The following is a 13,885-nucleotide window of genomic DNA, read 5'->3' on the forward strand; positions in this document are numbered from 1 at the left end:
TTAATAAAACCCATTTAATAACTTCTAATGGCTACAAAAATTGTTGATAACAGAGTAAATTTTGCCAGCGTGCATAATCCGTATCCATATCCGGATTTCCTCGATGTGCAGTTAAAGTCTTTCAAGGACTTCTTACAGTTGGATACTCCGCCTGAGGAACGCAAGAATGACGGTTTGTATAAGGTGTTCTCTGAGAACTTCCCTATTACCGATACACGTAACAATTTCGTTCTTGAGTTCTTGGATTACTATATCGACCCTCCTCGCTATTCTATTGATGAGTGTTTGGAGCGTGGTCTTACATATAGTGTACCTTTGAAGGCTAAGATGAAACTGTATTGTACTGATCCTGATCATGAGGATTTCGGTACATTTATTCAGGATGTGTTCCTTGGTACTATCCCATATATGACCGATAATGGTACTTTCGTGATTAATGGTGCTGAGCGTGTTGTTGTTTCTCAGCTTCATCGCTCTCCTGGTGTGTTCTTTAGCCAGGGTGTTCATGCAAATGGTACCATGCTTTATTCTGCTCGTATCATTCCTTTCAAGGGAAGCTGGATTGAATTTGCAACTGACATTAACAATGTAATGTATGCATATATCGATCGTAAGAAGAAGTTGCCTGTAACCACATTGTTGCGTGCTATTGGTTACGAACAGGATAAGGATATTCTTCAGATTTTTGATCTCGCCGAGGAGGTGAAGGTTAACAAGAAGAATATGAAGGCTGCTATTGGTCGTAAGCTTGCTGCTCGTGTTTTGAAGAGTTGGAATGAGGACTTCGTTGATGAGGATACCGGTGAAGTAGTATCTATCGAGCGTAATGAAGTAATCATGGAGCGTGAGACTGAACTTACTGCTGATAATATTGAGGAGATTGTTGAGAGTGGTGCGCAGACTGTTCTGCTTCATAAGGATGAGGAAGCTGCCAACAAGTTTACTATTATCTTCAATACTTTGGCAAAGGATCCAAGTAACTCTGAGAAGGAAGCTGTTAACTATATCTATCGTCAGTTGCGTAATGCTGATCCTGCAGATGACGCAAGTGCACGTGAGGTTTTCCAAAACCTGTTCTTCTCTGATAAGCGTTATGATCTGGGTGAGGTAGGTCGTTATCGTATCAATAAGAAATTGAATCTTGATACTGACATTGATGTTCGTGTCTTGACTAAGGAAGATATTATTGAGATCATTAAATATCTTATTCAGCTGATCAACTCTAGTGCAACAGTTGACGATATCGACCACTTGTCTAATCGTCGTGTTCGTACAGTAGGTGAGCAGTTGGCTAACCAGTTCTCTATTGGTTTGGCACGTATGACCCGTACTATCCGTGAACGTATGAATGTTCGCGACAATGAGGTGTTTACTCCAACAGATTTGATTAATGCTAAGACAATCTCTAGTGTTATCAATTCTTTCTTTGGAACTAATCCATTGTCACAGTTCATGGACCAGACTAACCCTCTGGCTGAGGTAACTCATAAGCGTCGTCTTTCTGCCTTAGGTCCTGGTGGTTTGTCTCGTGAGCGTGCCGGTTTCGAGGTTCGTGACGTACATTATACACACTATGGTCGTCTTTGCCCTATTGAGAGTCCTGAAGGTCCAAACATCGGTTTGATTTCTTCTCTCTGTATGTATGCAAAGATTAATGATCTTGGTTTTATTGTTACTCCTTACCGTAAGGTGAATGATAGCAAGGTCGATATGGCTAATGAGGATGTTGTATACTTGACTGCTGAAGATGAAGAGTCTAAGATTATCGGTCAGGGTAATGCGCCTTTGACTGTTGATGGTTCTTTCATTCGTGATGTAGTAAAGTGTCGTCAGGATGCTGATTATCCTGTTGTAGGTCCGGATCAAGTTGATTATGTTGACGTCTCTCCACAGCAGATTGCTTCTGTATCCGCAGGTTTGATTCCATTCTTGGAGCATGATGATGGTCACCGTGCGTTGATGGGATGTAACATGATGCGTCAGGCTGTACCATTGCTTCATAATGATGCACCAATAGTTGGTACTGGTCTTGAGAAGCAAGTTTGTGAGGATTCACGTACTATGGTTACTGCAGAAGGTGAGGGCGTTATCGAATATGTTGATGCTACAACTATCCGTATCCTTTACGATCGCACAGAAGACGATGAATTTGTAAGCTTCGAACCAGCTTTGAAGGAGTATCGTATTCCTAAGTTCCGTCGTACCAACCAGAATATGACCATCGACTTGCGTCCTATCTGTAATAAGGGACAGCGTGTAAAGAAGGGTGATATCCTGACTGAGGGTTATGCGACAGAAAACGGTGAGCTGGCTTTGGGCCGTAACTTGCTTGTAGCTTATATTCCTTGGAAGGGTTACAACTATGAGGATGCTGTTGTTATTTCTGAACGTATGGTTCGTGATGACGTATTGACATCTGTACATGTTGACGAATACTCTCTTGATGTCCGTGAAACTAAGCGTGGAGTAGAGGAATTCACATCTGATATCCCTAATGTCAGCGAGGAAGCTACAAAGGATCTTGATGATAATGGTATCGTGCGTGTTGGTGCAAGAATTGAACCAGGTGATATCATGATTGGTAAGATTTCGCCTAAGGGTGAAAGTGATCCTTCACCAGAAGAGAAGTTGCTTCGCGCTATCTTTGGTGATAAGGCTGGTGATGTGAAGGATTCTTCATTGAAGGCAAATCCATCATTGAGCGGTGTGGTTATTGACAAGAAGTTGTTCTCTCGTGCTATCAAGACCCGTGAGTCAAAGAAGCAGGATAAGATTATTCTTGCTAAGATTGATGAGGAGTATGAGGCAAAGGGTGATGACTTGAAGGATATTCTCGTAGACAAGTTGCTTACACTTACAGAAGGTATGACTTCTGAGGGTGTTAAGGATTATACAGGTGCTGAGATTATCACCAAGGGCAGTACCTTTACTGCTACAGCCTTGAAGAATTTGGAGTATGATGGTGTTCAGTCAAATAAGTGGACTAAGGATGAGCATACCAATGGCTTGATTCAGAGACTTATTATGAACTATATCCGCAAGTATAAGCAACTTGATGCTGAATTAAAGCGTCGTAAGTTTGCTATCACTATTGGTGATGAACTTCCATCAGGTATTCTTCAGATGGCTAAGGTATATATTGCTAAGAAGCGTAAGATCCAGGTTGGTGATAAACTTGCCGGTCGTCATGGTAATAAGGGTATTGTGTCTAAGGTAGTTCGTTTGGAGGATATGCCATTTATGGCTGACGGTCGTCCTGTAGATATGGTATTGAATCCATTGGGTGTGCCTTCACGTATGAACCTTGGTCAGATCTTCGAGTGTATCTTGGGTGCTGCAGGTAAAAAGTTGGGTGTAAAGTTTGCTACTCCTATCTTTGATGGTGCTAAATTGGATGATCTCTCAGAATGGACAGATAAGGCAGGCTTGCCACGTTTCTGCTCAACTTACCTTTATGATGGTGAGACTGGAGAACAGTTTGACCAGCCAGCTACTGTTGGTATGACTTACTTCTTGAAGTTAGGTCATATGGTTGAGGATAAGATGCACGCTCGTTCTATCGGTCCATACTCTTTGATTACACAACAGCCACTTGGTGGTAAAGCACAGTTTGGTGGTCAGCGATTCGGAGAGATGGAGGTCTGGGCTATCGAGGCATTCGGTGCAAGCCACGTTTTGCAGGAGATCCTGACTGTTAAGTCAGATGATGTTGTAGGACGTAGCAAGGCATACGAAGCAATCGTAAAGGGCGATCCAATGCCAACTCCTGGTATTCCTGAGTCACTTAACGTATTGCTCCATGAGCTTCGTGGCCTTGGTTTGAGCATCAAACTTGATTAATTTTGAGAACCCCTAATTTATATATAGAAACATGGCTTTCAAAAAAGATACAAAGGTAAAGAATAATTTTACGAAGATTACCATCGGTCTCGCTTCGCCAGAGGAGATCTTGGAAAATTCGTATGGTGAGGTTACTAAACCGGAAACCATTAATTATCGTACATATAAGCCGGAGCGTGATGGCTTGTTCTGCGAGCGTATTTTTGGTCCTACTAAGGACTATGAATGCGCCTGCGGCAAGTACAAGCGTATCCGTTATAAGGGAATCGTCTGCGACCGATGCGGTGTAGAGGTTACAGAGAAGAAAGTTCGTCGTGAACGCTCTGGTCACATTGAGCTTGTCGTACCTGTTGCTCATATTTGGTATTTCCGTTCTCTTCCAAATAAGATTGGTTACCTTTTGGGTATGCCGACCAAGAAACTTGATGCTGTCATTTACTACGAGAAGTATGTAGTTATCCAGCCTGGTATTCTTGAGGGAAAGACTGATGCTGATGGTCTTGAATTGAACGGTTCTCACAAACTTGATCTCTTGTCAGAAGATGAATATATGGCTCTTCTTGACCAGTATGATCCTAATGGTGACAATGAACTTTTGGACGATACGGACCCTAATAAGTTTATAGCAAAAATGGGTGCTGAAGCAATTTATCAGTTGCTCCAGAATGTAGACCTTGACTCTTTGTCATACGAACTCCGCGATCGCGCCAATAACGATTCAAGTCAGCAGCGTAAAACTGAGGCTCTGAAGCGTCTGCAAGTTGTAGAAGGCTTCCGTGCTAGTAAAGGTATTAACAAGCCAGAATGGATGATCATGAAGATTATTCCTGTTACTCCACCTGAGCTTCGTCCGTTGGTACCATTGGATGGTGGTCGTTTTGCAACATCAGACTTGAATGACCTCTATCGTCGTGTGATTATCCGTAACAACCGTTTGAAGAGATTGGTTGAAATCAAGGCTCCTGAGGTTATTCTCCGTAACGAGAAGCGTATGTTGCAGGAGGCTGTTGACAGCTTGTTCGACAACTCACGCAAGAGTTCTGCTGTAAAGAGTGAGAGCAATCGTCCTTTGAAGTCACTCTCTGACTCTTTAAAGGGTAAGCAGGGTCGTTTCCGTCAGAACTTGCTGGGTAAGCGTGTTGACTATTCTGCCCGTTCTGTAATCGTTGTAGGTCCAGAGTTGAAGATGGGTGAGTGTGGTCTTCCAAAACTGATGGCTGCAGAGCTTTACAAACCATTTATCATCCGTAAGTTGATTGAGCGTGGTATCGTAAAGACTGTTAAGAGTGCCAAGAAGATTGTTGATCGTCGCGAGCCAGTTATCTGGGATATTCTTGAGAATGTAATGAAGGGTCATCCGGTTATGTTGAACCGTGCCCCTACGCTTCACCGACTCGGTATCCAGGCATTCCAGCCTAAGATGATTGAGGGTAAGGCTATTCAGTTGCATCCATTGGCATGTACAGCGTTCAACGCCGACTTCGATGGTGACCAGATGGCTGTTCACCTTCCATTGAGCAATGAGGCTGTTTTGGAGGCTCAAATCCTGATGCTTCAGAGTCATAACATTCTCAACCCAGCTAATGGTGCGCCTATCACCGTTCCTTCTCAGGATATGGTGCTTGGTCTTTACTATATTACTAAGATTCGTCCAGGTGCAAAGGGTGAGGGCTTGACATTCTATGGTCCTGAAGAGGCATTGATTGCTCGTAACGAGGGCCGATGTGATCTTCATGCTTTGATTAAGGTTGTAGTTGACGACTTGGTTGATGGTACAATCCAGAAGCGAATGGTAGAAACTTCTGTTGGACGTGTCATCGTTAATGGTATCATTCCTGATGAAGTTGGCTTCTTCAATGATGTGATTTCCAAGAAAACCCTCCGTGGTTTGATTTCTAATGTTATCAAGGCTGTTGGTATGGCTAAGGCTTGTGAATTCCTTGATGGAATCAAGAACTTAGGTTATCGTATGGCTTATGTCGCAGGATTGTCATTCAACCTTGGTGATATTATTATTCCACCAGAGAAGGAAGCTATTGTTGAGCGCGGTCGCAAGGAGGTTGAGGAAATTACCAATAACTATAATATGGGTTTCATCACCAACAAGGAACGATACAACCAGGTTATTGATGCGTGGACTCACGTAAATACAGATTTGGGTAATATCTTGATGAAGGAGATGACCGAAGCTGATCAGGGATTCAACGCCGTATACATGATGCTTGATTCCGGAGCCCGTGGTTCTAAGGATCAGATTAAGCAGTTGTCTGGTATGCGTGGTTTGATGGCTAAACCTCAGAAGGCTGGTGCAGAGGGCGCGCAGATCATCGAGAACCCTATCCTTTCTAACTTTAAGGAGGGTATGTCTGTATTGGAGTACTTTATCGCTTCTCACGGTGCCCGTAAGGGTCTTGCTGATACCGCTATGAAGACTGCCGATGCCGGTTACTTGACTCGTCGTCTTGTAGACGTTTCTCACGATGTTATCATCACCGAAGAGGATTGTGGTACATTGCGTGGCTTGGTTTGTACAGCTTTAAAGAATGGTGATGAGATTATTTCATCTCTTTATGAGCGTATTCTGGGTCGTGTTTCTGTGCATGATGTTATTCATCCAACAACTGGTGAACTGATTGTCAAATCTGGTGAAGAAATTACCGAGGCTAAGGCAAAGGCTATAGATGAATCTCCTATCGAGAGTGTTGAAATTCGTTCGGTTCTCACATGTGAGAGCAAAAAGGGTGTCTGCATGAAGTGCTATGGCCGTAACTTGGCAACAGCCCGTATGGTGCAGCTGGGTGAAGCCGTTGGTGTCATCGCTGCTCAAGCTATTGGTGAGCCAGGTACTCAGTTGACTCTCCGTACATTCCACGCCGGTGGTATTGCATCTAATGCTGCTGCCAATGCTAAGATTGCTGCGAAGAATAAGTCTCGTATCGAGTTTGACGAGTTGAGCACAGTACCATTCGTAGAGGAAGACGAGGAAGGCAACGATATCAAGTGCGAAAAGGTAGTAAGCCACTTGGCTGAAATCCGTTTCGTGGATCCTAATACAAACATCGTTCTTGCAACTTTGAATGTTCCTTACGGTTCTTCATTGTATCACAAGGAGGGTGAAATCGTAGAGAAGGATACTGTTATCGCCCGTTGGGATCCATTCAACGCCGTTATCGTCAGCCAGTATGCCGGTACATTGAAGTTCAATGACGTTCAGAAGGATCAGACTTATCGTGCTGAGGTCGATGAGACTACAGGCTTGGAGGAGAAGATTATCACCGATTCCAAGAATAAGGCAATGGTTCCATCTTGTGATGTTATCGATGCTAATGGTGAAATCCTTGGTACATACAACTTCCCTGTAGGTGGTCACTTGGCTGTTGAGGATGGACAGACAATTAATACCGGTGAGGTTTTGGTTAAGATTCCTCGTGCTGTAGGTGGTGCAGGTGATATCACTGGTGGTCTCCCTCGTGTAACTGAGCTTCTTGAGGCTCGTAACCCTTCTAACCCTGCTGTTGTATCTGAAATCGATGGTGAGGTAACTATGGGTAAGGTAAAGCGTGGTAATCGTGAGATCATCGTGACATCTAAGACAGGCGATCAGAAGAAGTATCTTGTATCTCTTTCTAAGCAGATCTTGGTACAGGAACATGATGCTGTACGTGCTGGTACTCCTCTTTCTGATGGTAGTGTAACTCCTGGCGATATTCTCGCCATCATGGGTCCTACCGCTGTTCAGGAGTATATTGTTAACCAGATCCAGGACGTTTACCGTCTTCAGGGTGTGGCTATTAATGATAAGCATTTTGAGGTTGTGGTACGTCAGATGATGCGTAAGGTTCGTATTGACGATCCAGGTGATACTACCTTCTTGGAGCAAGAGTTGGTTGATAAACTTGACTTTGCAGAAGAGAATGATCGTATCTGGGGTAAGAAGGTTGTTACTGACGGTGGTGATAGTGAAAGTCTCAAACCAGGTCAGATCATAACGGCTCGTAGATTGCGTGATGAGAATTCTGCATTGAAGCGTCGCGACTTGAAACTTGTACAGGTTCGTGATGCTGTATCTGCAACTTCTACACAGATCCTCCAGGGTATTACTCGTGCTGCTCTTGGTACTAAGAGCTTTATGAGTGCTGCATCATTCCAGGAAACTACTAAGGTTTTGAATGAGGCTGCTATCCGTGGTAAGGTTGATTACCTTGAGGGTATGAAGGAGAATGTTATCTGTGGTCACTTGATTCCTGCAGGTACTGGTCTTCGTCAGTGGGATAAGCTCATCGTAGGCTCTAAAGAAGAATATGAGCGTATGCAGGCTAATAAGAAAAATGTGCTCGACTATGCTGATTCTCCAATAGGAGAATAATCGTAGAATAGAGTACTATATATAAATAGGTATAATGAGGGTGCGTCATAAGTCTATGGCGCACCCTTTTATTATCTGTAACAGATGAAAAAAAGCAAAGAATCAAGATTCCATCTTCTGTTGTCTTATGATGTTTTTTTTAAAATAAGTGGCAGATTATTCGTTTTTTTCAGATATTATGTGTAAATTTGCACTATCATTTAAAGTTTAATCCTATTAACTTAGTAAAATTATGGAAGAAAATAAGAATAATCAACAGCAGCAGAATCAGTTCCAGATGGGCATCAGCCCTGAAGTTGCAGAGGGTACATACTCTAACTTGGCACTGATTACTCATTCTAGTTCAGACTTCATCTTGGATTTTGCATGTGCACTTCCTGGCATGCCTGCACCTCAGATCAAGAGTCGTGTTATCATGGCACCTGAGCATGCTAAGCGATTGCTCCAGGCATTGCAGAGCAATATTTATAACTATGAGCAGTCCTTCGGTAAAATTAAGTTGTCTGATGAGCAAGAACGTACAATCGCTCCATTTGGCACACCAAAGGGTGAGGCATAATGTACTACAGCATACATACTAAGACTAAATTCTCTGCTAAATTCCGCTTTTTCTTTATAATATTCGTTTTTAATAGTTATATAAAGTTAAAACTAGCCTTCGTTTTTTAAAAGTCTCCTTAATATTTAGGTAGTTTGCCGAAAAAATCGTACCTTTGCACCCCGAAAAGGCTCTATAAAGTAGTGGCTTACATCGAAATAAGACAATAAATAAAAATAAATATATAAATTAAAAAGTAAAATTATGCCTACTATTTCACAGTTAGTAAGAAAAGGCAGACGAGTTCTTGTAGACAAGAGCAAGTCACCAGCTTTGGATTCTTGTCCTCAGCGTCGTGGTGTTTGTGTTCGTGTTTATACAACAACTCCTAAGAAGCCTAATTCAGCAATGCGTAAAGTTGCACGTGTACGTTTGACAAACTCAAAGGAAGTAAACTCTTATATTCCAGGAGAGGGTCACAACTTGCAGGAGCACTCAATTGTTTTGGTTCGCGGTGGTCGTGTAAAGGACCTTCCTGGTGTACGTTATCACATTGTCCGTGGTACACTTGATACTGCAGGTGTTGCAAATCGTACACAGCGTCGTTCTAAGTACGGAGCTAAGCGTCCTAAGGCAAAGAAGTAATATAGCTTCTTAAATTTTAGACAAAACCGCAGACTCACGGTCGGAGAAGGTCGGGAGTTGGGGTTAAAATATTTAATAAAAGTTTTGCTGGAGAAGTAATCAGGTTGAGTAAATGCTCGGGTGCGAGCGTTGAAGAACATTATACAGCCCCATGCAGAATTAAAAAAAAGTTTTATTTAAAATGAGAAAAGCAAAACCAAAGAAGAGAGTGATCCTTCCAGATCCTGTCTTCAATGACCAGAAGGTCTCAAAGTTCGTAAATCATTTGATGTATGATGGAAAGAAGAATACATCTTATGAGATTTTCTACAATGCACTTGATATTGTAAAGGCTAAGATGTCTAACGAGGAAAAGTCTGCTCTTGAAATCTGGAAGCAGGCACTTGATAATATTACTCCTCAGGTAGAGGTTAAGAGCCGTCGTATCGGTGGTGCAACCTTCCAGGTTCCTACAGAGATTCGTCCTGATCGTAAGGAAAGTATTTCTATGAAGAATCTTATTCTTTTTGCACGTAAGCGCGGTGGTAAGACTATGGCTGATAAGCTTGCTGCAGAGATCATGGATGCTTTTAATAATCAGGGTGGTGCATTTAAGCGTAAGGAGGATATGCATCGTATGGCTGAGGCTAACCGTGCGTTCGCTCACTTTAGATTCTAATTTAATATATAATATAGTTAAAAGAAAATGGCAAATCGCGATTTACATTTGACTCGTAACATCGGTATCATGGCGCATATCGATGCTGGTAAGACAACAACTTCTGAGCGTATTTTGTTCTATACAGGTAAGACTCATAAGATTGGTGAGGTACACGATGGTGCTGCTACAATGGACTGGATGGCCCAGGAGCAGGAGCGTGGTATTACTATCACTTCTGCTGCTACAACTTGTAACTGGAACTATCTCGGTAAGTCTTATAAGATCAACTTGATCGATACTCCGGGACACGTTGACTTCACTGCTGAGGTTGAGCGTTCACTCCGTGTCCTTGATGGTGCTGTTGCTACATATTCTGCAGCTGATGGTGTTCAGCCTCAGTCCGAGACTGTATGGCGTCAGGCTGATAAGTACAATGTACCTCGTATCGGTTATGTAAACAAGATGGACCGTTCTGGTGCTAACTTCTTCGAGACAGTTCAGCAGATGAAGGATATCTTGGGCGCTAATCCAATTGCTATTCAGATTCCTATTGGTGCAGAGGAGAACTTCAAGGGTGTAGTTGACCTCATTAAGATGAAGGCTATTCTTTGGCACGATGAGACTATGGGTGCTGAGTATGATGTTGAGGATATCCCTGCAGACTTGGCTGACGAGGCTGCTGAGTGGCGTGATAAGCTCCTTGAGGGCGCTGCTAACTTCGATGATGAGGTTATGGAACTTTATCTCGATGGTAAGGATGTTCCAGAGGAGAAGATTCTTGCTGCTATCCGTAAGGGTTGCTGTGCTATGGAGTGCTGCCCAATGTTGCTCGGTTCTTCATACAAGAACAAGGGTGTTCAGCCATTGCTCGACTATGTATGTGCATTCTTGCCTTCACCAATGGATACTCCAAATATCATCGGTACTAACCCTGATACTGAGGAGGAAGAGGATCGTAAGCCATCTGAGGATGAGCCAACATCTGCTCTCGCATTTAAGATTGCTACAGACCCATTCATGGGCCGCTTGGTATTCTTCCGTGTTTATTCAGGTAAGGTTGTTGCTGGTTCTTATGTTTACAACCCACGTTCAGGTAAGCGCGAGCGTATCAGCCGTCTGTTCCAGATGAACTCTAAGCAGGAAATTCCAATGGAGTCTATCGATGCTGGTGATATCGGTGCAGGTGTAGGTTTCAAGGATATTCGTACAGGTGATACTCTCTGTGATGAGGAGCACCCAATCGTATTGGAGTCTATGACATTCCCTGATACTGTGATTTCTATCGCAGTTGAGCCAAAGAGCCAGGCAGACATCGCTAAGATGGATAATGGTCTCGCTAAGTTGGCTGAGGAGGACCCAACCTTCACTGTTCGTACAGATGAGCAGAGCGGTCAGACAATTATCTCTGGTATGGGTGAGCTCCACTTGGATATCATCATCGACCGTTTGAAGCGTGAGTTCAAGGTTGAGTGTAACCAGGGTAAGCCTCAGGTTAACTATAAGGAGGCTATCACTAAGACTGCTCAGAGCCGTGAGACTTACAAGAAGCAGTCTGGTGGTCGTGGTAAGTTCGCTTGTATCGATGTAACCATCGGTCCTAAGGACGAGGATTACAAGGAGGGTGACTTGCAGTTCATCAACGAGGTTAAGGGTGGTAACGTTCCTAAGGAATTCATCCCATCTGTACAGAAGGGTTTCGCTGACTGCTTGTCAAATGGTGTACTCGGTGGTTTCCCAATGACAGGTTTGAAGGTGACTTTGACCGATGGTAGCTTCCACCCAGTTGACTCTGACCAGTTGTCATTCGAGTTGGTAGCACATCAGGCATTCAAGGTACTTTGCCCTAAGGCTGGTCCTGTTTTGATGGAGCCTATCATGAAGGTAGAGGTTGTTACTCCAGAAGAGAACATGGGTGACGTAATCGGTGACTTGAACAAGCGCCGTGGTCTCGTTCAGGGTATGGAAGAAGGTCGTAGCGGTGCTCGCATCGTAAAGGCAATGGTTCCATTGGCTGAAATGTTCGGTTATGTAACAGCTTTGCGTACTATCACTTCTGGTCGTGCAACAAGTTCTATGGAGTACGATCATCATGCACCTCTTTCTTCAACAATTGCTAAGGCTGTGTTGGAGGAGGTTAAGGGTCACGCAGAACTCCTTTAATAACAAAGAATAACGGTAAGATGAGGCGCTGCTTAGCGAATGACTCTTAAGCAGCGTACCTCTTCTTCCATTAGACTATATAATTCATATAATAATAACTTAATTTAAAAAATGAGTCAGAAAATCAGAATTAAGCTGAAGTCTTACGACCACCAGTTGGTTGACAAGTCAGCTGAGAAGATTGTGAAGGCTGTAAAGGCAACAGGCGCTATCGTTAGCGGTCCTATTCCATTGCCAACACACAAGCGTATTTTTACTGTAAACCGCAGTACTTTCGTTAACAAGAAGTCTCGCGAGCAGTTCCAGCTCTCAGATTTCAAGCGTCTCATCGACATCTACAGCTCAACAGCTAAGACAGTTGATGCCTTGATGAAGCTTGAATTGCCAAGTGGTGTAGAAGTAGAAATCAAAGTCTAATTATTTAAATTAAATTGAAATGCCAGGATTAATTGGAAAGAAAATCGGAATGACATCCGTTTTCAGTGCCGACGGTAAGAATATTCCGTGCACTGTTATCGAAGTAGGTCCTTGTGTTGTAACCCAGGTTAAAACTGTAGAAAAGGATGGTTACAAGGCTTATCAGTTAGGTTTCGAAGAGGCAAAGGAGAAGCGTACTTCTCAGCCTATGATGGGAATCTTCAAGAAGGCAGGCACAACACCTAAGAAGCACTTGGCCGAGTTCAAGTTTGATGAGGAGTACAACCTCGGTGACACAATTACAGTTGAAATCTTCAACGATTGCAAGTTCGTTGATGTAATTGGTACATCAAAGGGTAAAGGCTTCCAGGGCGTTGTTAAGCGTCACGGATTCGGTGGTGTAGGTCAGTCTACTCACGGTCAGGATGACCGCGCTCGTAAGCCGGGATCTATTGGTGCTTGTTCTTACCCTGCAAAGGTATTCAAGGGTATGCGCATGGGCGGCCAAATGGGAGGTGATAGAGTTACAACTCAGAACCTTCAGGTGTTAAAGGTAATTCCAGAGCAGAATCTTCTTATTGTTAAGGGTTCTTTCGCTGGATGCAAAGGTTCAACTGTTTTAATTGAGAAATAATGGAAGTTAGCGTATTAGATATCAAAGGTCAGGAGACCGGCCGCAAGGTAGCTCTTAATGATGCAGTCTTCGGCATTGAGCCTAACGATCACGTTCTCTATCTTGACGTAAAGCAGTATCTCGCTAACCAGCGTCAGGGTACAGCTAAGTCTAAGGAGAGAAGCGAGATGAGCGGTTCTACTCGTAAGCTTGGTCGTCAGAAGGGCGGCGGTGGTGCTCGCCGTGGTGATATTAACTCACCTGTACTCGTAGGTGGTGCTCGCGTTTTTGGTCCTAAGCCACGTGATTACCGCTTCAAGCTCAACAAAAAAGTAAAGATTCTTGCTCGTAAGTCTGCTCTGTCTTATAAGGCACAGGAAAGCGCAATTGTAATGTTGGAAGATTTTACATTTGAGGCTCCAAAGACTAAAGAATTCTTAAGTATTATTAAGAATCTCAAAATTGAGGGCAAAAAAGTGCTCTTCGTTTTGCCAGAATCAAATAAAAACGTATATTTGTCTGCACGTAACTTACAGCGCGCTGAGGTTATCCTCGCATCTAACGTCAATTCGTACAAAGTTTTGAACGCTGATGTAGTAGTGATTACTGAAAAGTCGCTGGAGACTATCGACCAGATCTTAACAAAGTAAATAGGAGATATTAGAA

9 protein-coding genes are annotated in these 13,885 nt (G+C 43.2%); all 9 read left to right on the forward strand.

Annotated elements, in window-relative coordinates; all coding sequences use genetic code 11:
- Positions 1 to 27: 27 nt before the first annotated feature.
- The 9 genes from rpoB to rplD all read left to right on the forward strand — a co-directional run bounded on the left by rpoB (position 28) and on the right by rplD (position 13,869).
- Positions 28 to 3,840 carry a DNA-directed RNA polymerase subunit beta gene (gene rpoB, locus ONT18_RS14600; protein WP_022122142.1) on the forward strand — a complete coding sequence of 1,271 codons (3,813 nt, stop codon included), beginning with the start codon at positions 28 to 30 and terminating at the stop codon, positions 3,838 to 3,840.
- Between the two features lie 31 nt (positions 3,841 to 3,871).
- Positions 3,872 to 8,206, forward strand: coding sequence for a DNA-directed RNA polymerase subunit beta' (gene rpoC / locus ONT18_RS14605; protein ID WP_117727213.1), 4,335 nt, complete (start codon positions 3,872 to 3,874; stop codon positions 8,204 to 8,206).
- A gap of 232 nt (positions 8,207 to 8,438) precedes the next feature.
- Positions 8,439 to 8,765, forward strand: a complete 327-nt coding sequence (locus ONT18_RS14610) for a DUF3467 domain-containing protein (RefSeq protein ID WP_006848840.1) — start codon at positions 8,439 to 8,441, stop codon at positions 8,763 to 8,765.
- 243 nt (positions 8,766 to 9,008) lie between these two features.
- Positions 9,009 to 9,389, forward strand: coding sequence for a 30S ribosomal protein S12 (rpsL, locus tag ONT18_RS14615; RefSeq protein WP_006848839.1), 381 nt, complete (start codon positions 9,009 to 9,011; stop codon positions 9,387 to 9,389).
- Positions 9,390 to 9,570: 181 nt separating this feature from the next.
- Positions 9,571 to 10,047, forward strand: a complete 477-nt coding sequence (rpsG, locus tag ONT18_RS14620; protein ID WP_006848838.1) for a 30S ribosomal protein S7 — start codon at positions 9,571 to 9,573, stop codon at positions 10,045 to 10,047.
- A gap of 27 nt (positions 10,048 to 10,074) precedes the next feature.
- Positions 10,075 to 12,189, forward strand: a complete 2,115-nt coding sequence (gene fusA / locus ONT18_RS14625; RefSeq protein WP_264906386.1) for an elongation factor G — start codon at positions 10,075 to 10,077, stop codon at positions 12,187 to 12,189.
- 111 nt (positions 12,190 to 12,300) lie between these two features.
- A complete protein-coding gene (rpsJ, locus tag ONT18_RS14630; RefSeq protein WP_006283658.1) occupies positions 12,301 to 12,606 on the forward strand; it encodes a 30S ribosomal protein S10 in 306 nt (101 codons plus the stop codon).
- Between the two features lie 19 nt (positions 12,607 to 12,625).
- On the forward strand, positions 12,626 to 13,240 hold the full coding sequence (gene rplC, locus ONT18_RS14635; RefSeq protein ID WP_022122145.1) for a 50S ribosomal protein L3: 615 nt from the start codon (positions 12,626 to 12,628) through the stop codon (positions 13,238 to 13,240).
- Positions 13,240 to 13,869: a 50S ribosomal protein L4 gene (gene rplD, locus ONT18_RS14640; protein ID WP_022122146.1), complete on the forward strand. Its 630-nt coding sequence runs from the start codon at positions 13,240 to 13,242 to the stop codon at positions 13,867 to 13,869. Before rplC ends, rplD begins: the two co-directional genes overlap by 1 nt.
- Positions 13,870 to 13,885 lie beyond the last annotated feature (16 nt).

Source organism: Segatella copri (assembly GCF_026015295.1).
In the GTDB taxonomy this organism is placed as follows: Bacteria; Bacteroidota; Bacteroidia; order Bacteroidales; family Bacteroidaceae; genus Prevotella; species Prevotella copri_C.